The sequence below is a fragment of the Vibrio sp. R11-SG3-ISO9 genome (assembly GCF_059834255.1).
In genome coordinates this window covers 65,144-89,063 of the sequence record NZ_JCBDGU010000039.1, presented here as the reverse complement: position 1 = coordinate 89,063, position 23,920 = coordinate 65,144, and the positions used below count along the sequence as shown (strand labels likewise).

At 44.0% G+C, this 23,920-nt stretch carries 21 protein-coding genes; 9 read left to right on the top strand and 12 right to left on the bottom strand.

Annotated features, from left to right (window positions below):
• Nucleotides 1-243: 243 nt before the first annotated feature.
• Complete coding sequence (galE, locus tag AC6R05_RS12745; protein ID WP_500647579.1) at nucleotides 244-1,257, bottom strand: UDP-glucose 4-epimerase GalE; 1,014 nt, start codon at nucleotides 1,255-1,257, stop codon at nucleotides 244-246.
• A gap of 287 nt (nucleotides 1,258-1,544) precedes the next feature.
• Here galE and AC6R05_RS12740 point away from each other — a divergent pair, with 287 nt between their 5' ends.
• The 3 genes from AC6R05_RS12740 to AC6R05_RS12730 are packed head-to-tail and all read left to right on the top strand — an operon-like array spanning nucleotide 1,545 to nucleotide 4,037.
• Nucleotides 1,545-2,288, top strand: coding sequence for a 5-oxoprolinase subunit PxpA (locus tag AC6R05_RS12740; RefSeq protein WP_500647578.1), 744 nt, complete (start codon nucleotides 1,545-1,547; stop codon nucleotides 2,286-2,288).
• A 44-nt stretch (nucleotides 2,289-2,332) separates the two neighbouring features.
• Entirely contained in the window at nucleotides 2,333-3,106 is a 774-nt protein-coding gene (locus AC6R05_RS12735) for a 5-oxoprolinase subunit B family protein (protein ID WP_500647577.1), read from the top strand.
• Nucleotides 3,099-4,037 (top strand): 5-oxoprolinase subunit C family protein, encoded by a 939-nt coding sequence (locus tag AC6R05_RS12730; RefSeq protein ID WP_500647576.1) that lies wholly within the window; start codon nucleotides 3,099-3,101, stop codon nucleotides 4,035-4,037. The genes AC6R05_RS12735 and AC6R05_RS12730 overlap by 8 nt, the downstream gene beginning before the upstream one ends.
• A 114-nt stretch (nucleotides 4,038-4,151) precedes the next feature.
• Here the strand turns inward: AC6R05_RS12730 and AC6R05_RS12725 are convergent, their stop codons facing one another.
• The 3 genes from AC6R05_RS12725 to AC6R05_RS12715 form a co-directional block, all read right to left on the bottom strand.
• On the bottom strand, nucleotides 4,152-5,612 hold the full coding sequence (locus AC6R05_RS12725) for an FAD-dependent oxidoreductase (RefSeq protein WP_500647575.1): 1,461 nt from the start codon (nucleotides 5,610-5,612) through the stop codon (nucleotides 4,152-4,154).
• Nucleotides 5,613-6,234: 622 nt separating this feature from the next.
• The gene (locus tag AC6R05_RS12720) at nucleotides 6,235-8,670 is read right to left on the bottom strand and encodes an ABC transporter permease (RefSeq protein ID WP_500647574.1); all 2,436 of its coding nucleotides are present in this window, start codon (nucleotides 8,668-8,670) and stop codon (nucleotides 6,235-6,237) included.
• Between the two features lies 1 nt (nucleotide 8,671).
• Nucleotides 8,672-9,346: an ABC transporter ATP-binding protein gene (locus tag AC6R05_RS12715; protein ID WP_500647573.1), complete on the bottom strand. Its 675-nt coding sequence runs from the start codon at nucleotides 9,344-9,346 to the stop codon at nucleotides 8,672-8,674.
• Between AC6R05_RS12715 and AC6R05_RS12710 the strand changes: the two genes are divergently transcribed.
• The 4 genes from AC6R05_RS12710 (at nucleotide 9,345) to AC6R05_RS12695 (ending at nucleotide 15,146) form a co-directional block, all read left to right on the top strand.
• Nucleotides 9,345-9,950, top strand: coding sequence for an arylesterase (locus AC6R05_RS12710; protein WP_152470600.1), 606 nt, complete (start codon nucleotides 9,345-9,347; stop codon nucleotides 9,948-9,950). The two genes, AC6R05_RS12715 and AC6R05_RS12710, sit on opposite strands and share 2 nt — an antisense overlap.
• Before the next feature lie 81 nt (nucleotides 9,951-10,031).
• Nucleotides 10,032-11,231: an enoyl-ACP reductase FabV gene (gene fabV, locus AC6R05_RS12705; protein WP_500647572.1), complete on the top strand. Its 1,200-nt coding sequence runs from the start codon at nucleotides 10,032-10,034 to the stop codon at nucleotides 11,229-11,231.
• Between the two features lie 188 nt (nucleotides 11,232-11,419).
• A complete protein-coding gene (locus tag AC6R05_RS12700) occupies nucleotides 11,420-13,327 on the top strand; it encodes a sensor domain-containing phosphodiesterase (RefSeq protein WP_500647571.1) in 1,908 nt (635 codons plus the stop codon).
• A gap of 163 nt (nucleotides 13,328-13,490) precedes the next feature.
• Entirely contained in the window at nucleotides 13,491-15,146 is a 1,656-nt protein-coding gene (locus tag AC6R05_RS12695; protein ID WP_500647570.1) for a P-loop domain-containing protein, read from the top strand.
• Between the two features lie 100 nt (nucleotides 15,147-15,246).
• Here AC6R05_RS12695 and AC6R05_RS12690 read toward each other — a convergent pair whose 3' ends face one another.
• Complete coding sequence (locus AC6R05_RS12690) at nucleotides 15,247-15,867, bottom strand: DNA-J related domain-containing protein (protein WP_500647569.1); 621 nt, start codon at nucleotides 15,865-15,867, stop codon at nucleotides 15,247-15,249.
• A 222-nt stretch (nucleotides 15,868-16,089) separates the two neighbouring features.
• A complete protein-coding gene (locus tag AC6R05_RS12685) occupies nucleotides 16,090-16,929 on the bottom strand; it encodes an isopenicillin N synthase family dioxygenase (protein ID WP_032552564.1) in 840 nt (279 codons plus the stop codon).
• A 202-nt stretch (nucleotides 16,930-17,131) separates the two neighbouring features.
• Here AC6R05_RS12685 and AC6R05_RS12680 point away from each other — a divergent pair, with 202 nt between their 5' ends.
• Complete coding sequence (locus AC6R05_RS12680) at nucleotides 17,132-17,764, top strand: DUF2238 domain-containing protein (RefSeq protein WP_500647568.1); 633 nt, start codon at nucleotides 17,132-17,134, stop codon at nucleotides 17,762-17,764.
• Between the two features lie 77 nt (nucleotides 17,765-17,841).
• On the opposite strand, the gene AC6R05_RS12675 is transcribed toward AC6R05_RS12680, so the two are convergent.
• The 5 genes from AC6R05_RS12675 to AC6R05_RS12655 form a co-directional block, all read right to left on the bottom strand.
• Nucleotides 17,842-18,093 carry a hypothetical protein gene (locus AC6R05_RS12675; RefSeq protein WP_500647567.1) on the bottom strand — a complete coding sequence of 84 codons (252 nt, stop codon included), beginning with the start codon at nucleotides 18,091-18,093 and terminating at the stop codon, nucleotides 17,842-17,844.
• A gap of 12 nt (nucleotides 18,094-18,105) precedes the next feature.
• Entirely contained in the window at nucleotides 18,106-18,999 is an 894-nt protein-coding gene (locus tag AC6R05_RS12670; RefSeq protein WP_500647566.1) for a DMT family transporter, read from the bottom strand.
• Between the two features lie 9 nt (nucleotides 19,000-19,008).
• Nucleotides 19,009-20,700, bottom strand: a complete 1,692-nt coding sequence (locus AC6R05_RS12665; RefSeq protein WP_500647565.1) for an SgrR family transcriptional regulator — start codon at nucleotides 20,698-20,700, stop codon at nucleotides 19,009-19,011.
• Between the two features lie 178 nt (nucleotides 20,701-20,878).
• Complete coding sequence (locus AC6R05_RS12660) at nucleotides 20,879-21,112, bottom strand: DUF3389 domain-containing protein (protein ID WP_500647564.1); 234 nt, start codon at nucleotides 21,110-21,112, stop codon at nucleotides 20,879-20,881.
• Between the two features lie 24 nt (nucleotides 21,113-21,136).
• Nucleotides 21,137-21,562 carry a hotdog fold thioesterase gene (locus AC6R05_RS12655; protein WP_032552569.1) on the bottom strand — a complete coding sequence of 142 codons (426 nt, stop codon included), beginning with the start codon at nucleotides 21,560-21,562 and terminating at the stop codon, nucleotides 21,137-21,139.
• A gap of 120 nt (nucleotides 21,563-21,682) precedes the next feature.
• Here AC6R05_RS12655 and AC6R05_RS12650 point away from each other — a divergent pair, with 120 nt between their 5' ends.
• Nucleotides 21,683-22,471: a M48 family metallopeptidase gene (locus tag AC6R05_RS12650; RefSeq protein WP_500647563.1), complete on the top strand. Its 789-nt coding sequence runs from the start codon at nucleotides 21,683-21,685 to the stop codon at nucleotides 22,469-22,471.
• Nucleotides 22,472-22,557: 86 nt separating this feature from the next.
• On the opposite strand, the gene AC6R05_RS12645 is transcribed toward AC6R05_RS12650, so the two are convergent.
• Nucleotides 22,558-23,640 (bottom strand): site-2 protease family protein, encoded by a 1,083-nt coding sequence (locus AC6R05_RS12645; protein WP_500647562.1) that lies wholly within the window; start codon nucleotides 23,638-23,640, stop codon nucleotides 22,558-22,560.
• Between the last annotated feature and the right edge of the window lie 280 nt (nucleotides 23,641-23,920).

Sequence of the window (23,920 nt, the reverse complement as noted above, 5' to 3'; positions counted from 1 at the left end):
TTACTTTTCTGCCATTTCTTTCTTAACCATAACAGCTGCAGCGATGATGAAAGTAACGATTAGGCCTAATTCCATGATTAACTCCAAACAAAATTAACATTAAAGATATATTTTGCGCGTATAGTAACACAATGAATGCGTAAAGATACTTTTTAACCACAAATTTACTTTTATTCCGATTCAGATCAAAAAAGGCGCCCTAAGGCACCTTTTTGGCAAATAAATCGACCTGATTTTATTAAATTAACCAGGAAAACCGTTAGGATTATTAGACTGCCAACGCCACGTGTCTGCTGTCATTTCGGATAGCGTGCGTGTCGCTTTCCATTCCAGTTCTTTTTCAGCTTTAGCAGGGTCAGCCCAGCACTCAGCAATGTCACCAGGACGACGTTCAACAAGTTTAAAAGGAACTTCTTTACCACTTGCCTCTTCAAACGCTTTTACCATTTCTAGAACACTAGAACCATTACCCGTTCCTAAGTTATAGATATGAAGACCATCCTTTTTGCCCACTTTTTCTAATGCAGCGATGTGACCATCAGAAAGATCCATCACGTGGATGTAATCACGCACGCCAGTGCCATCTTTAGTTGGGTAATCACTACCAAATACAGATAGGAATTCACGACGGCCAACTGCAACCTGAGAAACAAATGGCATTAAGTTATTTGGAATCCCTTGCGGGTCTTCACCCAATTCACCGCTTGGGTGTGAACCAACCGGATTAAAGTAACGCAATAAAGTAATGCTCCAGTCAGGGTTGGCTTTTTGGAAGTCTGTTAAACACTCTTCAACCATTAACTTACTGCGGCCATAAGGGTTAGTTGCACTTGTTGGGAAATCTTCGGTAATAGGCACGTTAGCAGGGTCGCCGTATACCGTCGCTGAAGAACTGAATACCAGTGTTTTTACGTTCGCTTCGCGCATCGCATCCACAAGCGCAAGTGTTCCATTCACATTGTTATCGTAGTACTCAAGCGGCTTTTCTACAGATTCACCAACCGCTTTAAGGCCCGCAAAGTGAATAACGGCTTCAATGTTATTCTGCTTAAGTGTGTCGATTAACAGAGCTTTGTCGCGAATGTCGCCTTCAACAAAAACTGGTTTAACACCAGAAACTTTTTCGATACGTTCAAGAACGCTTGGCTTACTATTATATAAATTATCAAAGATGAATGGCGTCATCCCTGCTTTGATCATCTGAATACTTGTATGGCTACCGATGTAGCCCATACCGCCGGTTACTAAAACGTTCATTTTAAGCCCTGTTTTTATATGTATGTGATATTGGCCTTATGTTACAACAAGTTATCCATAAGATGTAGGTAAAACTAAAGCCAATGCTTGCATGGTTAAGTTTAGAGCATAGAAAGCAACTCCCTTGCTAATATTTGCTCTTTCCATCAAGAGCATTTAAGGAATTAGAGATTATTTCTAAATTAATGTATACACGTTACGTTAATAGAAATTTGAATATGATCACTGTTTAAATCAGCGATTTAGTGGAACGTCTAAGAGCACTAAAATTTAAGGATAGTCTATCTGTGACAACAAAAGTACTACTGAACTGCGACATGGGCGAAAGCTATGGCAGTTGGACAATGGGTGACGATGAAGCCGTCATGGAATGGGTAGATATGGCCAATGTAGCGTGTGGCTTTCACGCTTCAGATCCACACGTCATGTCGAAAACCATTAAACTGGCGAACCATTACAATACTAAGGTGGGCGCGCATCCCGGTTATCAAGATCTGGTAGGTTTTGGCCGTCGCTCTATTCCTCACTCGATGAAAGAGATCGCTGAATTAGTCTGTTATCAAGTTGGGGCGTTAAAGTCCCTTTGCCAACATCATGGAAGCCAACTGCATTACGTAAAACCCCACGGCGCACTGTACAACGACATGATGGCGAATACGCAAATCTTCAATGCGGTTTCAGAGGCCGTTTCAGGTTTTGGAATCCCACTTATGATTCTCTCTACCGCCAACAATCAGAAGTTCCTCGATATTGCAGATAATTACGACCTTCCACTTTTACTTGAAGCCTTTGCAGATCGTGCCTATCTCAATAATGGACAGCTAGCCCCGCGCTCTGTGGCTGGTTCAGTGTATACCCAACAAGACGATATTTATAACCAAGTCATGCAGATAGTAAACTATGGTTCTGTGACCACTATCGAAGGCGAACGGCTTGAAATTGAAGCTGACACAATTTGCGTCCATGGTGATAACCCTCAATCCATCGCTTTGATTAAACGAATCAGCCAAGACATCAATGCAATTAGATAGCACCAATAAATCTCTTTACCCTTCTTCAGTGAATACGGAAGCTTATGAAGAAACTAACATTTAATGTAGCGATCGAACCCATTGCTGAGTGCAGCGTAATGATCACACTTGATCTTGATGGCGAAACGCAATCATTAACAAAATCACAACAAAATCTCATTAACCCAATAGCGATAGACGCTCCCATCTTCATCGCATCTATCGCTCAGCGTATAAGGCAAACATTCACGCCCTACTTAATGAACGTCACCCCTGCCTACAACACAATTCTTGTGGACTATCTCCCATACAGGCTTCAAGAGTCGGAGTTTATTAGTCGACTAGAGCAGCTGATTTCAGACATTGATATATCTAGTCTTTCGAGCGACCAGTCAAAAGCAATATTGACCATACCCACGTACTACAGCAAAGAAACCGCGCTCGATCTCTCTCGTTTTGAGCAACAAGGGATATCACTAGAGGAACTTGTTGAACTTCATACCAATACCATCTATCAAGTAAGTGCCGTCGGCTTTATGCCCGGGTTTGCTTTTCTTTCCGACGTCGCACCAGAACTTTCTATGCCAAGACACGAAACGCCGCGTCTCTCAGTTCCGAAAGGCAGTGTCGGAATCGCCGATAGAAAGACGGCAGTCTACCCAGATCAATCCCCTGGTGGTTGGAATATTATTGGTCGCTCTCCTTTACAGCTGTTCAATAGCAAAGTTTCCGTAGAACATTTGAATGATGCATCCTTTTTTAACGTAGGCGACCAAGTGAAGTTTGAAGCGATTAGTAGACAGGATTTTCTTGATCTTGGAGGATGCTTGAATGACTAAAGGTTCCATAACAATATTAAAACCTGGGCCGCTCTCGCTAATTCAAGACTTTGGACGTTATGGTCTTTCACATCTCGGGCTTACACAGGGGGGACCCGTTGACGATTACGCGTACAGTTGGGCAAACCATCTACTCCAGAACCCTAATAATTGCCCTGCACTCGAAATTACCTTAGGACAATGTGCAGTTGAAGTGAATCAAGAGTGTGTATTGGCTATCACGGGTGGAGATCTACAGGCTAAGCTCGACGGCGTTCCAATAGCGAATTGGTCGACCTTTATAGTTCGTAAAGGACAAGTGCTTTCGTTTGGATTACCGACAAATGGGCTTAGAGCCTACTTAGCTGTAAGAGGTGGTTTTAAAGCACCTGTAAGTCTAACCAGTACTTCGACCGTAGTACGAGAGAAAGTTGGAGGACCAACTCAAGACGGGCAAGCTTGCCAAGCAAATCAACAGATTCATTTTGAGAAACACCCTATTCCGGCTGATTTTAAACCTCTCAGTGTGACGTTCCGTTACACACCAGATTACAACCTCCCCCTCAAACTACGAGTTATTGAAGGGTACCAATCAAACCTATTCTCAGAGAATGCTAAGTCAACGTTCTACAACACCTCTTTCACGGTCAGCCAAAACTCCAATCGCATGGGCTACCGATTAAGTGGTGAGCCGGTTGAGTCACCGGCTACGAATATGTTGTCTGAAGGCATTGCATTAGGTGCGATTCAAATACCAAAAGATGGGCAGCCTATTATTCTGCTCAACGATAGGCAGACAATTGGCGGTTATCCAAAGCTAGGTTGCGTTGCACGTATCGATTTACCAAGACTGGCTCAAGCCAAGCCGGGGCATCAGGTCACGTTTGTTGAAGGTGATCGCTCAGGGCTACAAGATGTTTGGTGCCAATGGGCTAGGTTCTTTGGATATTAAGTCACCACACTATATAAAGCCCAGTGTTAGCTAAATTCACTATAAAACAAAGGGTGACGCTCATGTGAGCGTCACCCTTTTTATATCTATGCTTATCGACAAACGTCAGCGAGCCTAAATTAATCGATTCTCACCAGTAACAATCGCTAGGGCTGCAGGATAGCCTCGCTCTTGAGTAAGAGTAACCGCTTTTGCCTCAACGTCATCAATATTAAGTGACATTGTCACTGGATGTGCGCCTTCAATGGTTGTTTGCTGCGCTTCGCCGTCAAACCAACGGCTATTGATCTTCTGAGCCGCTTCCAGAGTTGAGGATGCTTTTACAACCTCTAGTCTTGCGTATTTCTCACCGCAGAAAGAGACATCAGAAGCGCGCAAACTTGGGTCGGTACCAGGGATCTGTTGAGCACCAAATAGAGGCTTTCCACCAACCGTCGCCGATTTGAAGCTAGGGATAAATTGAGCCATGTGTTTTATCGCAGCTTGTGTTCGTTGCTCTAACTGTTCTTCCGTCCACCCCGATACGATCTTCTTCAATAACTTCTGGGGAAGTTGAGGTTGAGAAGATTCTGCAGAGGAAGAAACCAATCCACCTTCAAATAGCGTAATACCTTCTGTCATGCCGTGTAACTGAAATACACCATCAGCATAAGGCGTTAATTGCGCCATGCCTTGCGGTGTGCCTCGTGGCCCGTGGAATATCACTTCAGGCCACTCTTCATTGTGTTCACGACAGTCAGCCCAATCCGTTACATACGCAGCCTTAAATTCGACAAGACGTTCTTGTTTGGAGCCAACATAATCGTCGACAACACCGGTTTCAAACCCACTCGCATTAATCAGATACTGAGCAGTAATCTTTTGCTTATTCCCCTGTTGATCGGAATAGCACAGCTCCCACTCATCCTTTATCTGAGTGACCGATATTAATCGGCTGTTGGTGAGAATATTACAATTGTTCTGCTTTTCTAAAGACAACTGAGCCATTGCTGATAAGCGGAACACGCTCAATCCATACTCCTGAACCACAGCTACTGGGTACTTCAGCGTGCCTAAATCAGTATGCTTTGCAAATGGAATACACCACTCATCCAATGTACTTGGATTTTTTGGTTGGTTTTTAGTTGATAAAGCGACTAGTTCTTCTTTGTGATACAGCTTGTAATACTCGTCAGGGTTGCCGAGTACTTGATTGCTGGCATCCTCCTCAACTAAAGCTTGATACGCAGACTTAATGACTTTCAAGCGTGGTAACAACTCTTCAGGCTGACCACCGTCACTATGAGGTACCGCAATAACAGTTGGGCGAATATTGAGCGTGTGAGGAAATAGACGAACAGTATCGATAGATTGAGCGAGAAGTTGAAGACATTGCTCTTGAGAAATATCACGATACAAATTTCCACCAGCGTGCAGATGACAAATCGGAGGCCCATTCACCAAGCTTGGCCCTTTCTCCAACAAGGTAACCTCATATCCAAGCTCGCTGAAATGAATTGCACTGGTTGCACCTGCAATACCACCGCCTACTATCGCTATAGACGGTTGTTTTTTATCCATTTTGTTCTGGTTCATTGGACTCTAAAGCCTAAAATTAACTACTTTGTATTCTACGTAGGATTGACGGTGAATTAAATCACATTTTTATCAAGGTCTTAGTTTGTCATCATCAGAAGTCAAACTAAAAAAACAAAATTTATTGCTTGACTCAATATGTGTGAATGAAAAAAAGAGCAAGATAAAACACGCCAAAACTGGCCTAAGTACGGCAGCACAAAGGCTCGAAGATAACTCATGTGACATCTTAATTAACTTATCCCTAAAGTTATCCACCGATTTTGTGGATAACTGTTGATAAGATGCAATTCTGTTGCGCAAACCCTTTGTTTACAGGGACTAAAGAGAAATAACTGCAAAGATGAATTTATTATTACAGCCTATGAACAGGTATAAACAGCCCTCTGTTCGGGTAATTTATCCCCTCTTTACTTTACCCTGTGGGTAACCTTACTAATGACCGCTCCAAAAACAACAAAAGTGCGCACAACCGAAAACGTTTGAACGCACTCATTTGATGTTGGCTTACCCATAACGTCAGCTTCAATACCAACGATCACTTTGAAACCAATTATTTATAGGTATTGAATGCCATAGCCCTTTGAACAGAGCGAGAATTCGACCCAAAAGCACTGTCGAGCTAGTTAAAGTCCTTCTTCATAGGCGCAAGAAGTCGCTTAATCAGACTATTGACCACCGCAGCTAATGTAACAAAGGTAATCACTGGTAACGCAATCCATAGAACAGGATGAAGCGTCACGGGCAATTCAAAGCCAAAAGTCATTAAACTCGCCACGCTTAGCTCAGCACCCAGTGCAGCAATACTGCCAGCGACAAGTGCCATGATGCCGTATTCACACCAAATCGTGTTTAGAATGCGACTTTTGCTAGCACCTAACGTTCGATACAAGCGAATCTCTTGTTGACGTTGAGATAAGCTCAAACGCAGTAACGTGAAGATCAGAAGCAATCCTGCTACAACGCCAAGGCCCGCTAATACAGTGATCGACCATACGATCTGCTTGAGCAACTCTTGGATCTTACTTCCCATCTTACGAATATCCATCAAGCTAACTGTTGGATGGTTACGAGAGAGTTGACTCAACATTTCATCGTGTTGTTCTTGCAATCTAAAGCTTACTAACCAAGTCGATGGTATCGAACTCAGGACATCCGGTGTAAAGATAAAGTAGAAATTTGGCTTCATTTCACGCCACTCTACTTCACGAATAGTATTTAGCTTGGCATCAAAACGCTGACTGTTAATCGTAAATGAAAGTTCGTCACCAATTTTAAGACCTAGTTGATCAGCTACCTCCGATTCAACAGAAACACCATTCTCCGAAGTCCATTGCCCAGCAACCACTTCATTGTATTCAGGGAGAGATTCGCCCCAAGTAAAGTTGATTTCGCGGCTTAGCGCATCAGTGTCTCCCGCTTTTTCACTATACTCACCCGCTTCAACGCCATTAATCGTCGTTAGACGACCACGAATTATCGGAAAAGCTTGTGTACGCTCGACGTTGTTTGCATCAATCGCTTCGAGATAAGCCTCTTTCTCATAATCTGCGATATTAAGTGCAAACGCGTTCGGAGCGTTCTCAGGGAGCGTCTGTTGCCAATCAGAAAGCAAATCACTGCGCACGAGCCAGATGATAGAGAGCAGCATCAAAGATAACGAGAGAGCGCCAAACTGAATACCCGTTGCAACAGGCGTGCGATTGATGCGGCTGATCGCTAAGCGCATTGCCGTCGAAACGCGGAGTTTACCAATCAATCTCAAAACGAGAATACTCACCAGCGCAAGCACCGCAAACAGCGCAACGATACCACCAAGGACAATCCACACCAGCAGGTTATTACCATACATCAGCAGCATTGGCACAACTGGTACTAACAGCAATAGGTAACGCTTACTGCTATTCTGACCCTGGTGACTAGATTGAATTACACTGATAGCAGATGTATTGACGAGCCCTAGTAGAGGGATCCCCAAAGCCGGAACACCAATTAGTACACTGGTAAGTACAGACAGCAATATTGGTTGGTAGCCGTAGCTTGGTAGTGGGTTTGGAAGTAAATCTCCCAAAGGTATACGCAGCAAAAACTCGAGTCCGATACCAATCGCAATACCAAAGACAACACCAATAACCATCAACATCAGAACTTGAATCGATAGCCAATGGATCACCCACTGTTTGCTCGCTCCTAAGCTCTTAAGCATAGCAATTGTCTTTTGTCGGCTTGCTACGTAGTGCTGACAAGTGAGAACCAATGTGGTTGCCGCCATGATGACAACAATCGCAACAGTCAAAGATAGATATTGAGTCGTTTTATCGAACATCTCATTGGTGCGACTCGCGCTGTCTTGGTTACGCCAGCGATCGCTTGGTGTAAGTTCGACAGAGTCTTGAATCGCTTGAAGATCACTATCCTCACCATTTAAGAACAGGCGAAAACTGACGCGGCTGCCTGGTTGAATCGCACCCGTTGCGTCTATATCGCTACTGTGGATTAGCACAGCAGGCATTTGTTGGAATGGGTTAAAGCTCAATCCCGGCTCTTGAGTAATACGCCCTGTAATCGTCAGATCGGCATCACCAATCGTGACATTGTCACCGATATTAACTTCTAGTTGAGCGAAAATTCGTTCATCAAGCCACAACTCACCCGGCTTAACGTTGGTTTGCTGTGCATCTGCGCTCTCCAGAAGCATCTCACCGCGCAATGGGTAGTTACTCTCGACCGCTTTTACCGTAACCAGCTGCATACCATTGTCACTAAAAGCCATAGTAGAGAAGCGAGTGAGTTCGCTCTTGTCGAGATTCTTATCCGCGACCAGTTCAAGAAGTGGTTCAGGAAGTGGGTTTGCAGAAATAAATACACTGTCAGCGGTCAGTGCATCTTTGCCTTGTTTAACGATAACCTGCTCCATTCGCTCGGCTAATGCAGACAGAGCGAATACGCACGCGATGATTAAAGTCAGAGCAATAGAAACAGGCCACAATTGGCCATGACGTATCTCTTCAATGCTCCAACTAAAAAGTCGTTTGTTCAGTCCTTTTGAATGACTCACCCTACACCTCCGTAATTTGACCAAGGTGCATTTTTAGGGTGCGCTGGCAGCGTTGTGCAAGTTTAGGGTCGTGAGTCACCAGAACTAAGGTTGTGCCGTGAGAAGCGTTAAGCTCAAACAGTAGCTCCACAATCTTTGCTGCAGTTTGTTGATCTAGGTTGCCTGTCGGTTCATCAGCAAACAAAATTTTAGGTTTAATCATAAAGGCGCGAGCAAGTGCCACGCGTTGTTGCTCACCGCCAGAAAGCTGTGATGGTAGATGATCGACACGGTCTTTAAGCCCAACAGACTCTAAAAGCGCAGTCGCACGTTCAATATCTTCTTCTTCACCTTTTAGTAAGCATGGCAAAGTGACGTTCTGCAGAGCAGACAAGCTCGGAATAAGTAGAAAACTTTGAAAAACAAATCCAACCGATTCACTTCGAATTTGAGCTCGCTGTTCATCGTCGAGTTGAGAAAGAGGTTTGTTGAGAAGATGGATTTCACCAGAACTTGGAACATCGAGCCCCGCAAGCAGTGTCATTAAAGTCGATTTACCCGCGCCAGACGTACCAACAATAGCGACGGTTTCTCCTTCAACAATATCGATGTCAACCTTCTCTAAGATTGTCAATTGTTCTTGATTAGTAGACACTGTCTTCGAAACAGATTCAGCTTTTATTATGGATGTATGCATGACTCGACTAATTTCCTTTTTGATTTTTATACTTTTTTCCACAACAACACTTGCGCAAAACCAGACGATCTTAGTACTTGGTGACAGTTTAAGTGCTGGCTACAACATGGATATCAAACAGAGCTGGCCTACCTTACTCCCTGACGCTCTATCTGAATACGATAAAGAAGTCACTGTTATTAACGGCAGTATTTCTGGTGATACCACAGGTAATGGCTTGTCTCGTTTACCGCAATTATTGACTGAACACACTCCAGACACAGTGCTCATCGAACTGGGTGCCAACGACGGTCTTCGCGGCTTTCCACCTAAAGTGATCGAACAAAACCTTGTAAAGATCATCGAACAGATCCGAGCGTCCGGTGCAGAGCCAGTCATGATGCAGATACGTATCCCACCTAATTATGGCAAGCGTTACAACGAACAGTTTGAGTACGTATTTACCTCGTTATCTGATCAGCAAAAAGTGCCTCTACTACCGTTCTTCCTCGAGCATATCATTCTGAAGCCTGAATGGATGATGAACGACGGACTGCACCCTAAGCCTGAAGCGCAACCTTGGATTGCGGACTTTGTTGCCGAGAAATTATACCAGTATCTTTAGCTTTTAATGGTCTAGCTCAATCTTTTTTACATAGCTTTACGTTAACGTGAGTTCATAACAGCGTTAAGTGTAAGGTTATTTATGATAATAAAACCCGTTATAAAGGGTGTCGTTGCCAAAAATGCGCACCCTCTTGGCTGCCAGCAAGCCGTCAAACAGCAAATTGAATTCGTAAAAAGTGCCCCGCAGATAAAAAATGGACCTAAGCGTGTATTGATTATTGGGGCATCTTCAGGCTTCGGCCTTGCCGCCAGAATCGCCCTCACCTTTGGCGGAGCGCAGGCCGACACGATCGGTGTATCTTTTGAACGTGGTCCTAATGAGAAATCCCTAGGCAGCGCCGGCTGGTACAACAATATCTATTTCAAGCAGGAAGCCAAACGTGAAGGTCGCAAAGCGATAAACATCGTTGGTGATGCTTTCTCCAAAGAAACTCGCTCACAAGTCGTTGAAGCCATTGAAACGTACTTCGAAGGCGAAGTTGATCTAATCATCTACAGCCTTGCTGCTGGTGTACGCCCTAAAGCTAATACTGACGAGTTCTGGCGCTCTGCTATTAAGCCAATCGGCCAAAGCGTCACAGGAAACACCATTTCTCTTGAAGATGGCAGCTGGAACACCACCACACTGGAAGCTGCGACGGAAGAAGAAGCTGAAAGCACGCTCAAAGTCATGGGTGGTGAAGATTGGAGCCAATGGGTCGATGAACTGATTAACTCCGAATCCATTGCAGAAGGATGTAAAACCATCGCCTTCTCTTATGTGGGCCCTGAAGTAACACACCCAATTTACCTTGATGGCACTTTAGGTCGTGCGAAGATCGACCTTCATCAAGCGAGCCATGCGCTTAACCTCGAAATGGCGAACTTTAGCGGGGGCGCATACGCGACTGTTTGTAAAGCACTAGTCACCAAAGCAAGTGTCTTCATCCCGGGTTTAAGCCCTTATCTACTGGCTCTTTATCAAGTAATGAAAGAGAAAGGCACGCATGAGACGTGTATCCAGCAAATGCAACGTCTATTCAGCACTAAGCTCTATGGTCAAAATAAGGTTCCACTCGATGGTGAGCGTTTGATTCGAATGGATGACTGGGAGTTAGAGCCAGAAACTCAATCTCATGTTTCAGAGCTTCTTCAAGCAATGAACGAAACCAACTTTGCCCAAATTGGTGATTATGCTGGTTTCAAACAGGAGTTCATGCAACTCAACGGTTTTGAGTACTCAGGAATTGATTACACTCAGCCTTTAAAAACAGAAGATTTTATAAATCTCAAGCCATAATGTCTTTGTTTCTCAGGTATGAGACTTAGATTCAGTTTTGAAAGCCTCTAGCAAATTGCTGAGGCTTTTTTATGTAACCTACCTATACTCAAATTAACAGTTTCATTACATCTCTAGGTGCATATAACATCGACAGAGAGACGAAATCACAGGAAGTGGTTCGTCTGGTGACAATGACATGGAGTCTTATGAAAAAGATCAAAACGCTCGATTTAGATATTCCCAGTGACATGAAAGTCGGATGGCAAAACATCGTGGACTTACTGGCGAACATAACGCACGTACCCGCAGCGCTAATCATGCGAGTACACCCCTCATCAATTGAAGTTTTTTCAACCAGTAAATCCAATGGCAATCCATACAAAGTTGGAGACTCTGAAGAGTTAGGGCACGGCCTTTATTGTGAAACGGTAATGAAGTCGAACAGGCGATTGGTTGTTCCCGATGCGACTAAAGATCCTGCATGGAAAAATAATCCTGATGTCGAACTGGGGATGATCTCGTATTGTGGTATCCCTCTGCTTTGGCCCAATGGCGAGGTATTCGGCACCATCTGTATTCTCGATAGCAAAGAGAACCACTACACACCAACTTACATCCAGCTACTCGAGAGTTTTAAACTATCCATTGAGTCGCAGCTCCAGACACTCTATCAAAATGCCAAACTTTCTAAGTTGAATAAAGAGCTAAAATCTAGAGTCCATACGCGAACCCAAGATCTGGCCAGCCTTAACTATTCACTCAACCTTGAGATCGACAAACGCAAAGCCGCTGAACAGAAGATCAATTACCAAAAGAATCACGACCTAGGCACGGGCTTCCTTAACCGTAATGCATTCGAATCTCGATTAAACCTGCGCATGTCCAATGAGCTCAAGTTAAACAACCAGCCTTTTGCTGTTGTACATATAGGGTTTACCAACGGTAGACGAATTCAAGCTCGTTATGGCTATCAAGCTTTCGATGATGTGTTAGTAGAGTATCGACGTAAGCTATCGACAATTGAAGGTATCGAAGTGCTGACAGGAAGGCCCACCTCGGTCGATTTAGCCCTCGCATACACGACAGAAGGATTACATTCGCACCTAGATACACTTTGTGAACAACTGGTTCAAGTTGGGCACTCAGAGTTTTCCATAGGCAGAGACAAAATTCATCTACACGCGTTTATCGGCTTATCTATCACCGAGAGTGAAGACAACGCAGAAACAGCCCTCAAAAAAGCCTCCGCAGCCATGTTGGCCTGTAAAGACTCAGGACAAAAATACTGCTTTTATTCGCAAGCGTACAACGACGATCAAATCCACCTTAATAAGATTGAAGGTTATCTGCTTCAGGCGGTGCGCAATGACGACCTTATGCTCTACTTCCAACCGAAAGTGTCACCAATGACACATAAGTGGGTTGGAGCTGAAGCACTTCTTCGCTGGCGTCACCCTGTTCTTGGGGATATTTCCAATGAAACCCTTATTCATATGGCAGAGCAAAACGGGTTGATCTTTGAAGTCGGAAACTTCGTGCTTCGTTCGGCCATAGAAAAAGCCAAAGAGTGGTCTGAGTATGTTGACGACTTTAAAATGGCGATAAATGTTTCGGCGGTACAATTAAAGAACGTTCAGTTCTATGAGCAAATCGTCCACCTGCTTGAAACCTATCACCTACCTGCTCGATTCCTTGAGCTAGAAGTGACTGAGAGTGGTTTAATTGCCGATGAGGTTATTGCTAAGAATACATTAGAATCATTGCATGACCTAGGCGTGACATTGTCACTTGATGACTTTGGTACCGGCTACGCATCCTTTGGATATCTCAAGAAGTTCCCATTTGATGCTATCAAAGTAGATAAAAGCTTTATCGACCAAATGCATAACTCAGAAGACGATACTGAAATCGTTCGCTCTATTGTTCAAATTGCCAAAAAGCTCGACCTCCAAGTAGCGATTGAAGGTATAGAGAACGAAGAACAAGAGCAGTTCATCATTCAAGAAGGTTGCGATATCGGACAGGGATATCTCTACGGTAGGCCAATGACATGCCAAGAGTTCGAGCATAACTTAGCTGACCAAAACTACCCAAACAGCAGTCGATACGCCTAATTGGATCATTTACTCACCAATCCACGCTCACATGGGAAGATTAGTGACGTAAATTACCGATACTTTGCAATTTACTCCGACTTTCCCTTTACTCTATAGGTGGTGATTTTTATAATCGCCGCCTTTCTATTTGTATCTTTCTCCAATTAAGGCATTTCTCGTTATGGATCAGTTGACTGCAAAGCTCAAAAAGCTCGAAAAACAAAACTACCGTGCATATCAACAAATCAAGGGTCAATACGACTTTGCTGACTTTGAACTTCACATCGATCACATTCAAGGTGACCCGTATGCGTCCCCTTCTCGCTTTCGCGCTACGCGCGCTTGGTCGCTGACGGGTTTAGAGTGGCTGAAAGACAAATCACACGTATATCAAATCGCCGCACGTGACTTTATTGCGCGTAGCTTTGCTGAATTTGCTAAGCAAGAATCAAGCATTTCGATCGCGTTGACTGGTCAAACGGTCCTTGATAGCACAGCGGTACTGTTCACTGAGCACGGTATCGAAATCCGTTTCCGCATTAACCTGCCAGCTGATGGTCGCAGTATTCTAGCGAAGAAAGCAAACAACATTATTACGTTCTATCTGCCTAAGTTTATTCGCCGTGCAACACTAGAACGTGAACTAGACTTTGACGCGCTGATTGAACACTGCCAAACCATCGAAGATCAAGAAGCACTTCGCTCGCAGCTTGATGAACATAACCTAGCAGCTTTCGTTTCCAACGGTAGTGTTTTGCCACGTATTGCAGGTAACTGTGACCTACCAATGAAAGATGCTGTCGCGTTTGAGGCTCCTGAATCTCTCTCTGTGACACTAAAAACACCTAATCGCGGTGAAGTAAAAGGCCTAGGTATTCCTAAAGGTATTACTTTGATTGTGGGTGGTGGCTTCCACGGTAAGTCAACACTACTTAATGCCGTTGAGCGCTCTATCTACAATCACATTCCAGGCGATGGTCGTGAAGGTATTGTTACCGCGCTAGATACAATGAAGATTCGCGCCGAGGATGGTCGTTGTGTCCATAGCTTGAACCTATCGAACTACATCAATCACCTACCAATGCAGAAAGACACTTCAGACTTTACGACTCAAGATGCTTCTGGTTCAACATCTCAAGCAGCATGGCTACAAGAATCTATTGAAGCAGGTGTCCAAACGCTACTGATCGATGAAGACACCTCTGCAACCAACTTTATGATCCGCGATGAGCGTATGCAGGCGCTAGTTACGAAAGGTGACGAGCCAATTACGCCACTTGTTGATCGTATTGGTCAGCTACGTGATGAAATGAACGTTTCTACCATTGTTGTTATGGGTGGTTCTGGTGATTACCTAGACGTTGCAGACACGGTTATCCAAATGCACGACTACCAAGCAGTAGATGTGACTGAAAAAGCGAAAGAAGTGATTGCGCAGCACCCTACCCAACGTCACAACGAGTGTGAAACAGCACTTGAAATGTTCGTACCACGCTCACTAAACCGTGCGTCTCTAATGAACATTCTGTCTGATGGCAAATTCCGAGTGAACGCGAAAGGCAAAGATTCGCTGCGCTTTGGCAAAGAATTCACCGATTTATCAGCACTTGAACAACTAGAGTCTGCATCAGAAGTTAACGCGATTGGTTGGGCATGGTTCCAGTTTGCACAGCTACCAGGTTGGTCAAACAACCCAGCGAAAGAGTTTAACGCTATGCTGGATAAAGACTGGCACGCGAACATGCCGAATTACGGTGATCTAGCGAAGCCAAGAACTCTCGATATCATGGCTGCTTTGAACCGTATGCGTAAGTCTCAGTTCAAGCCATCTAATTAATTCGCTAACTGGCAGACCGATTCAGCGATTTTTGATCACTAAGCTCAATAAAAAATAGTGCGTTCAGCGCACTATTTTTTTATCTATAACATATTGAATATTAGTGTCTTAAGACATTCCACGCTTCACACAAGACTCGAAACTGATCACTATTCCCATCTTCTCTATCAGGGTGCCAACGCAATGCGAGTTTTCTCCATCGCTTACGAATTTCAGCTGGTGACGCATCCATTGGCAATTCAAACAACGAAAGTGCTTTGCCTCTGTCCATGTCACCAATATCTTCTCCACCGACAAACTTACGATAGCGAGTCCAAAACTCATTCAAGAGTCTTTTCACCTCACCTTCATCGGCTTCGTAATTTTCCCAATGCACGTAATAATCTCGTAAAGGATCTTCTGGATCGATTGCATGTCCATTGGCGTAATAACGGCCATGCATCAGCTCTATATCCATCGCCTGTACCTGTAACCAGCTTTCTGGGAACAAAGTCTCTTGTAATTGATACAAAGCGTTCATAATTAAGAAGTTCTTCTTAAAGAGATCCTTTTCTGGTTTCGGGTCCAAGATAGGAACTAAACCGAGCTCGTTTAGATGCGTCGCAAGCGTATGAACCTTCCAGCCCCGAGGTTGCTTCTTCAGTACCTCCATGATCGGCCAAAGCAATGGATTTTCCATATGAGTCTGAAAAGGTGCACTCACGTCTTGTTGTTCTAACATAGTATGGAGCCAGTTTTATAATGCAGATTGGTTCATATATATATTGAAAGCCATCATTGCTGATTTGTCGAGGCTTTAACCAAAAGTTTCAACGATTGAGCCCAATAATACTAAATCAATAACTCTTTGAAATTGAACTGCTAGTCAAATAGTTAGCCGTCATTGAAATACAAAAAAGCCAGCGAAATGCTGGCTTTAAACTTGTTATGGAATCAGGCTTGCTTAGATAACACCTAGCTCGCGTAAACGTTCCATTAGGTATTCATTCGCTGTGTACTTCTCAGACAACACCACTTCTGGTTTAGGGTGTAGGAAAAGAGGCAATGAAATGCGAGACTTCTCTTGGCGCTCACCTGTTGGGTTAATTACACGGTGCGTTGTCGATGGGAAGTAACCACCTGATGCTTCTTGAAGCATGTCACCGATATTAATGATCAGGTTACCGAAATCACAAGGCACATCTAGCCATTGGTCGTCTTTAGTTTTCACTTGTAGACCCGGCTCATTAGCTGCAGGAAGAACTGTTAGTAGGTTGATGTCTTCATGAGCAGCAGCGCGGATTGCACCCGGCTCTTCATCACCCTGCATTGGTGGGTAATGTAGAACACGAAGCAGAGTCTGCTCGCTACCGTTGATCATTTCAGATAGTGCTACAGAGAACTTCTCTTGCACTTCTTTTGGAGCGTGAGCTTCAACCCAACCCAATAGCTCTTGAGCAAATGCGTTTGCGCGCGCATAGTAATCTAGGATCTGCTCTTTTAGCTGCTCAGGGATTTGACCCCAAGGGTAAACGTGAAAATACTCTTTAATGTCTTTAACGCTGTGTCCTTTAGCGACTTCTGAAACAGAAGGTGGAAAGTATCCGTCTTGTGTATCAACATTAAACTGAAAATCGTTCTTCTCTTCTGTCATGAAGAATTGGTACCAATTTTCATAGATAGATTCTACGAGTTCTTTAGGGATCGGGTGGTTCTTTAGAACACCGAAGCCGGTTTCACGTAGTGAGCGAACAAATTGCTCTGCTGCATCGTCAGCAAGATAATCGACAGTTTCCAGTTTCATGGCTTTCTTTCTAGTTATGTATGTAGTGAACGGGGATTTTAGGGGGCGCTTTGTCGTAAATCAAACTTTTGTGAAACTCTAGCAATCGTTTGTCTAGATACTGGGCGTTAACCCGCTTTTTCAACATATTTTGTAAAGTGAAAATCAATTGTACACTGTTCAATATTATGACAACATACTCAATTATTGACGAGGACCACTTATGACCACCACGACTGAACCTTTGCCCACTGCTCTGAGCCGTAATCGCTCCCTCTTAATACTGTCTGCAGCCTATCTAGCCGTTTTTCTATTTTCTGCAATTGAGCCCTCATCAAGAGCAGTCTGGATAGCAGAGATTATTCCAGCCATTGGCATTTTGGCGGGTATCTGGTGGTTTTCACGCAAGCTAACCTTCTCAAACACTGCATATGTTTTGATGTTTATCTGGTTAGCTCTTCATACGATCGGTGCCAAATACACCTTCGCAGAAGTACCTTTTGATTGGTTTAATACATTGATCGGATCTGAGCGTAATAACTTCGACCGTGTTGCTCACTTCTCTATAGGGCTATACGCCTACCCGCTAGCTGAATACCTGATTCGCAAGAAGCTATCGTCACCGATTGTCGCAGTTTGGTTCTCTCTATTTGCGATTATGAGTGTGGCAGCCGGTTATGAAATCATTGAGTGGTGGTACGCGGAATTAGCTGGTGGAGATGAAGGCATCGCATTTTTAGGCTCGCAAGGTGACATTTGGGACGCTCAAAAAGACATGCTGTGTGACACATCAGGCGCTATCGTTGCGTTGATAATCATGAAGCTACAAGGCCGAGTAAGTAAGCCAAAAGCATAGATGTCATCAAACAGGCTTTGATAATTCAAACTAAAACAAAGGAGCACTTCATAGTGCTCCTTTGTGTTTTCTATCTCTTATTTCATAGTGACCTTTCCGCCTATCATCTTAAACGCAGGCGTTCCTCTCACTAACGTATCTCTGGCGAATTCAATCTTACAGCCGGGGCAATGGCATGGCGTTGTGGTGTAGTCTTCAACGATCCTTTCCTTAAAGCATTTTACCAACGCTCCTTTGCCACCTTTTCGGTACTTGAAGAGTTGCGCCTTACACTTGGCACAGAAAACCTGAACCGTTTTGCTTGGTTGTTTCTTGTTAGGTTTAGCCATAAATAATTGGGATTAACTGTTTTTAGGAGCAAAGATTACCGCTGCGATACCGACAAAGATAATGCCGGATGCAATAACAAACTGTAGCGTGATGGGTTCGGATAAGAATACAACACCACCGAGAGTCGCAATGATGGGCACACTTAACTGCGCCACAGATGCCGTCAATGTACTGAGTTTTTTCACCACTTGATACCAGAGCGTGTAGCCCATTGCAGAAGCAAAAACACCAGACAATAGAGCATAAGTGACACCAGAGCTGTCCATAAACATCGAGTCAGACATCACTTCATTGAATGAAACCACAATAAGCAGCACAAGAGATGCCAGCCCTGCATAGCTAAAGTTGATCATGGTAGCATGCAGTGGATCATTCACTTTACGCCCAGCCAAGGTATAACACCCCCAACCTATGCCTGCCAACATCATAAGCAGTGCCGCTTTAAAATCTAAAGCGTGTTGTTGGTTATCAGGCCAAAGCAGTATAACTAAACCACTAATTGCAATCGCACAACCAAACCACTCTAGTAACGACATGCCTCTCGCTTGAATCAAGTGCGCCACCACCATAGTCAGTTGGACCATCACAAACAAGATTAAGGCGCCTAAACCGGCTCCGAGCGCGACATACGCATAAGAAAAACCAAACATATAGACGAGCAAAGCGCCAATTGAAATTGGATTGCCCTTCCATTTCGATGACTGATTATTTTCTCCACCAGCAAGTTGCTGTTTTGAGCGAGTCACAGCCCAGTAAATGAGTATTAAGGTGATTGCACCGGAGACAATACGAATCAAGGAGAAACTCAAAGGGTCGATACTATTGTCCGCAAGTGCCCATCGACACAGTACGGAGTTAGCAGCAAAAGCAATGAGTGTAACGAGCGCTAGAAAAACAGTAGACATAGTGTGCCTTTAACTAAGGTCCGGCTTATTCCAAACCTGACTAAAATCGAACCAACCTAACGCATTACACTTGGCATTTTGTAAGGTTCCGCACTGATCTTTGTTCACACCTAACCAGCAGTGAAACATAGGTATCAATTGATTGCTATGAACCAGTTTCTTGCCAAGCTGACGAGCTGGGAATGTTTCATATTCACCGGCACGCCACTGTTCAACCATGGTGCACCACTGATCAAATTCATCCAACGGGCTCGACTCTTCAATAAAGCTATAATCCATTAGCCAACCAACCAGTGCATCATCGCGATTGTTGGCGATTCCCATCGGGTTAATCCAAATATCGACATCATCTGCGTGTGGCGGATCCATGTCGTAACCAAACAGCTCAACTCCAACTCTATATTGTTTTAGTACGGCTTCAATAGCGTGTGCCAAGGTTGGAAACATCGGATGCTGGCGCTGAAAGGCAATCTTAATTACTGGCTTTGTTGAAGATTGCGGACAAACGGGAGGAGCGAGTTTTACATCGTACCAACCCGGCTTGAGCCCATAGGCGTGTAGGACGCCAAGATCAATGACAGTCTCTTTGGGAATATGAGTAAACAGGTCGGCTGCATTTAGCGCGTTAGAGAGAAACTCTGCCCAGAGTGGATTTTTGGCAATGCCCTTCTGACGGTTAAGCAATAGATAGGTACAACCCGGATCCAACTCAACCTCATCACTATCTCCACGATCAGCCATCACTGGCTTTGAGAGGCTAGGATAAACCATCGAAGAGTATGCTTCATCGACTACCCAGACTTCCACTCTATCTATCAGTGGTCGGAACCCAAAATATCCATCAAAGGCATGAAGTATCAATTGTTGATCATCATTCTTTTCAACGCGATAAGGTCCGGTACCAATCGGACGAATATCATAATCATCGCCACGCAAACTTACGGGCAAGGTGACTTTGGCAATCGACTCGGTCAGAGCTAGAGGAAAATACTTATCTGGACGAGTCAGGTAGACATCAACCACACAGTTAGCTGGAGATTCCACGCGCTTGATATGCGAGAACATGTTTAAGCTCTCTAATGAATCGAGTGTCTCAACAATATGGCAGGTTTGAAGCAACTCGCCATTATGAAAACGAACACCCGGACGGATGAAGAAACGCCAATGGTCGTCTTGAACCTTCTGCCACGAATGAGCAAGGTCTGGTTGCAGTTGATCGTTGTCATCAAGCCTTGTTAAACCACTGAACACCTGACGCGCAATGTGCTGCTCTGAACGACGCATAGATTTAGCAGGGTTAAGCATTGATAGAGGGCGGTAATACGGTAGACGAATCACCTGCTCGCCTTCTTGATATTGCACACCTAAGTAGTTCTGTATCACTTGGGTGAGTTTGGCCGCATCTCTATCTAGCACATTCAGTGCTTGTCCGATTTTCCCGTCTTCAAGATAACGACGTGCAAGGGTTTCACTCACATCGTTTCTGTTCTGTTTGAAGATCAGCTTAGACTGTTTTCCCCTACCCGCAGCGGGTTGCCACTCAATCCAGTTCTCTTCTTCGAGCTTGTTCAGAACCATCCGCGCATTACGACGCGTACAACAAAGTACGTCGGTAATGTCATCTAATTGGACTTCTGAGTCTTTACCGTCAAAGTACTCAAACAAGGTTTCAAACTGGACTCGTAATCTTGGGCTGCTCATAAAGAGGAAATATCAACTAATTAGAATTGGTTTCAGTTTCCTTATTTTAGTAACTGAAATCAACAAATACCTAATGAATTTACAAGGTATTGTCTTAAACGTTATGTATTAAAAAGGAGCTCAATTGAGAGCCCCTTAAATGTCTTATCAGTGAGTTATCGTGCAAGATAGAGGATAGTTAAAGAATATCGCAGCCAATTTCATTTGCGACATCTCTTAACTGCTGTTCGTCGTCTAGCTTAATCGACCATTTGCACTCCGATCCATTGGCAGAGACGACATTTGCCCCTTTTCCGATCAATTGAATCGCATCAACTTGCGCTTGCAATGTAACGCGGTGCTCTCCGTCTAATCGAACAACTAGCTCATGAGGTGTGGCAATGATCTTTCCACCACTGAATGTAATAACCATAAATACTCTAATTAACTTAAGTGACTAACGTTTGTGTTTTTTCACTGCAATGGTTAAGCGACTAGAGCAGACCAAACGCTCACGCTCATCGGTAATATTAATCTGCCAAACCTGAGTCGAAGCGCCTAAGTGAATCGGCTCTGCCTTACCAATCACATGACCTTCACGCATTGAACGCACGTGGTTGGCATTGATATCTAATCCAACACAAAAGTACCCATCTGATACACAGAAATTCGCAGCTAAAGAACCCAAAGTTTCCGCTAAAACAACCGATGCGCCCCCATGAAGCATACCAAGAGGCTGATGAGTAAAATGACAAACGGGCATGGTCGCAACCAAAGAGTTGTCGTTCACCTCTGTGTATACGATATTGAGGTGTTCGATTAAGGTATTCTTAGATGTCGCATTGATGATGTCGAGGTCTATGGGCTTTTTCCAGATAGACATATCATGTTCCTATTCATTGTTATAATTATGGGTAAGTCGTGATTGTTATCGCTCAGCTATTAGCTATCACGCAAGTTGATGTTAACATGCATAAAAACGGCAATACACAGAGGATAATGTATGACGTCATGGACGAAGTTCGCTTCACTTCTCACTCTTGCTGGTATCACAGCATGTAGCTCTTCTCCTACAGGGCGAAACCAAATCTTGCTATTCTCAGACCAAGATATGTCGCAGCTCGGTGCTCAATCATTTGAGCAGATGAAGCAACAGCAAAAAATCAGTCAAGATGCCAAAACAAACGCTTACGTTCAGTGCGTGACCAACAGCATCACCAAACATATTCCTAAACAAGGCTTTGACGAGTGGGAAGTCGTTGTTTTCGAGAGTGACCAAGTTAACGCATTCGCTCTTCCAGGGGGCAAAATCGGCGTATACACAGGTCTATTAAAGGTTGCTGTTAATCAAGATCAACTCGCAACAGTGATTGGCCATGAGATCGCGCACGTCATCGCCGACCATAGTAATGAACGTCTTTCCCAAACACAACTTGCCAATACTGGGTTGTCGATAACCAGTGCCGCCCTTGGTGCTTCCGAATACGCTCAATATCAAGGGATGACTATGGCAGCGCTCGGTTTAGGCGTTCAATACGGTGTGATTCTTCCTTACGGACGTACCCAAGAGTCAGAAGCTGACATTGTGGGCTTGCGATACATGGCAGATGCAGGCTTCGATCCGAACCAAAGTGTGAATTTGTGGCAGAACATGGCCAAGGCGTCGGGCGGAAACCAACCTCCAGAGTTGCTCTCTACTCACCCTTCACACAGCACTCGTATTCAAGATCTCCGTGCGACAATCACCACTTTACCTCAATCTAATGTGCAGAGACCAAACTGTAAGGTCTAAAAACGAGCTTTGAAATAACGCAAAAGCCCTAAGTTTTGCAACCTAGGGCTTTTCTATTGGAGTACTAATGTAAGCAGTTTACGCGATTAGGTACCTAGAATTTGCAACGGTAAACTCAGTAGTTGATCGCCTGTTGATGCAAAATACCAAATAACACCAATTAGCCCACTTACCAACCCCACATACCAAACCGCTGAAATGATCTGACCATAGCGATCAAGCGGTAGTAAATGACTGTGATGACGCCCTCGCCATTCAATCAGAATTTCTATACTCCCCATAATCAACAAGAAACCAAACAAGGTTAAATTGAGCTGATAGCTCAGTATCACACCACCAACGGCTGCAGCAGCACACAAAATAATGCCCAATAGACTATTCATCGAAAAGCTGATGCTTTTAAGCACGTGGCCGCCATCGAGAGGCAAGATTGGTAGCAGGTTGAATAAGTTGAGTAGAGCATTGAACACGGCGAGACCCGCGAAGAAAATCTCTCCTGTCACCCAATACAACACCGTAAAAATCAGGGATAAAATCAGACCAAAGAACGGCCCCATAATGGAGATAACCACATCTTGCCAACGCGTGTTGATCTTCTCATCAGACAACGCGAGACCACCTAAAAATGGGATCAGGTAGATTCCTTTTGTTTTCATACCAAAGTATTTCATCGCACGAATATGGCCGTATTCATGAAACATAAGGCACGCTATTAATGCCAAGGCAAATTGAATTGAGAAAAGCCAAGAGTACGCCGCTAAACTTGCGGAAGCCAAAACCACTTTGATCAACTTGGCGCTCTTTAGGGCTTTCATACCTAAAGAAACTAAACCAATCAGACTAAAACGCTTTTCTGCCTTAGGTGCAATTTCTGGTACTTGCTGTTCAATGTCTTTGGTATTGCGAGCACCTTGGCTAACCACCTCTTCATTCACCGTAGCGCGATATTCCATATCAAACGGTTGCCATTGGACTTTAACATCCAACTGGCAAGTCAGAACTTGCTCACCGGCTTGAAGCTGAAATTGATGCGTACGTGAATCTTCCGCTTCTGATGTTGCATCAAGTTGAGAGACCAAGGTGTTATTCCAAAACAACTGTTGCCAACCGGCCATCGAGCCTTCTAGACGAAGCGTTTTCCCGAGGAAATCTACTGCGAGTAACTGCAATTTGTTATCCAAAATTAATGATTAAACAAGTGGTGCGTATTATGCCCAGTTCAGTGATTCCGGTAAACAGATTCAGATATGTTAAAAAATATACAATATCTTTCTTATCGTTCAGTTAATGCTCAAAAATACTCTGGTCACACCTCTTACCTTGGATAATGTATTGATAGTATTTATATAATCAATGTTAGAGTCCCGCATCTAATAAATATAACTTCACAAAATATTTGTTCTTCCTTTGACTTTTCGTAAAACATAACCTTAACATATGCTTAACATT

Coding starts and splice junctions, on each gene's coding strand:
- galE (WP_500647579.1), bottom strand. CDS start 1,257: ATGAACGTTTTAGTAACCGGCGGTATGGGCTACATCGGTAGCCATACA.
- AC6R05_RS12735 (WP_500647577.1), top strand. CDS start 2,333: ATGAAGAAACTAACATTTAATGTAGCGATCGAACCCATTGCTGAGTGC.
- AC6R05_RS12730 (WP_500647576.1), top strand. CDS start 3,099: ATGACTAAAGGTTCCATAACAATATTAAAACCTGGGCCGCTCTCGCTA.
- AC6R05_RS12725 (WP_500647575.1), bottom strand. CDS start 5,612: ATGAACCAGAACAAAATGGATAAAAAACAACCGTCTATAGCGATAGTA.
- AC6R05_RS12710 (WP_152470600.1), top strand. CDS start 9,345: ATGACTCGACTAATTTCCTTTTTGATTTTTATACTTTTTTCCACAACA.
- AC6R05_RS12715 (WP_500647573.1), bottom strand. CDS start 9,346: ATGCATACATCCATAATAAAAGCTGAATCTGTTTCGAAGACAGTGTCT.
- fabV (WP_500647572.1), top strand. CDS start 10,032: ATGATAATAAAACCCGTTATAAAGGGTGTCGTTGCCAAAAATGCGCAC.
- AC6R05_RS12700 (WP_500647571.1), top strand. CDS start 11,420: ATGAAAAAGATCAAAACGCTCGATTTAGATATTCCCAGTGACATGAAA.
- AC6R05_RS12695 (WP_500647570.1), top strand. CDS start 13,491: ATGGATCAGTTGACTGCAAAGCTCAAAAAGCTCGAAAAACAAAACTAC.
- AC6R05_RS12690 (WP_500647569.1), bottom strand. CDS start 15,867: ATGTTAGAACAACAAGACGTGAGTGCACCTTTTCAGACTCATATGGAA.
- AC6R05_RS12685 (WP_032552564.1), bottom strand. CDS start 16,929: ATGAAACTGGAAACTGTCGATTATCTTGCTGACGATGCAGCAGAGCAA.
- AC6R05_RS12680 (WP_500647568.1), top strand. CDS start 17,132: ATGACCACCACGACTGAACCTTTGCCCACTGCTCTGAGCCGTAATCGC.
- AC6R05_RS12675 (WP_500647567.1), bottom strand. CDS start 18,093: ATGGCTAAACCTAACAAGAAACAACCAAGCAAAACGGTTCAGGTTTTC.
- AC6R05_RS12670 (WP_500647566.1), bottom strand. CDS start 18,999: ATGTCTACTGTTTTTCTAGCGCTCGTTACACTCATTGCTTTTGCTGCT.
- AC6R05_RS12665 (WP_500647565.1), bottom strand. CDS start 20,700: ATGAGCAGCCCAAGATTACGAGTCCAGTTTGAAACCTTGTTTGAGTAC.
- AC6R05_RS12660 (WP_500647564.1), bottom strand. CDS start 21,112: ATGGTTATTACATTCAGTGGTGGAAAGATCATTGCCACACCTCATGAG.
- AC6R05_RS12655 (WP_032552569.1), bottom strand. CDS start 21,562: ATGTCTATCTGGAAAAAGCCCATAGACCTCGACATCATCAATGCGACA.
- AC6R05_RS12650 (WP_500647563.1), top strand. CDS start 21,683: ATGACGTCATGGACGAAGTTCGCTTCACTTCTCACTCTTGCTGGTATC.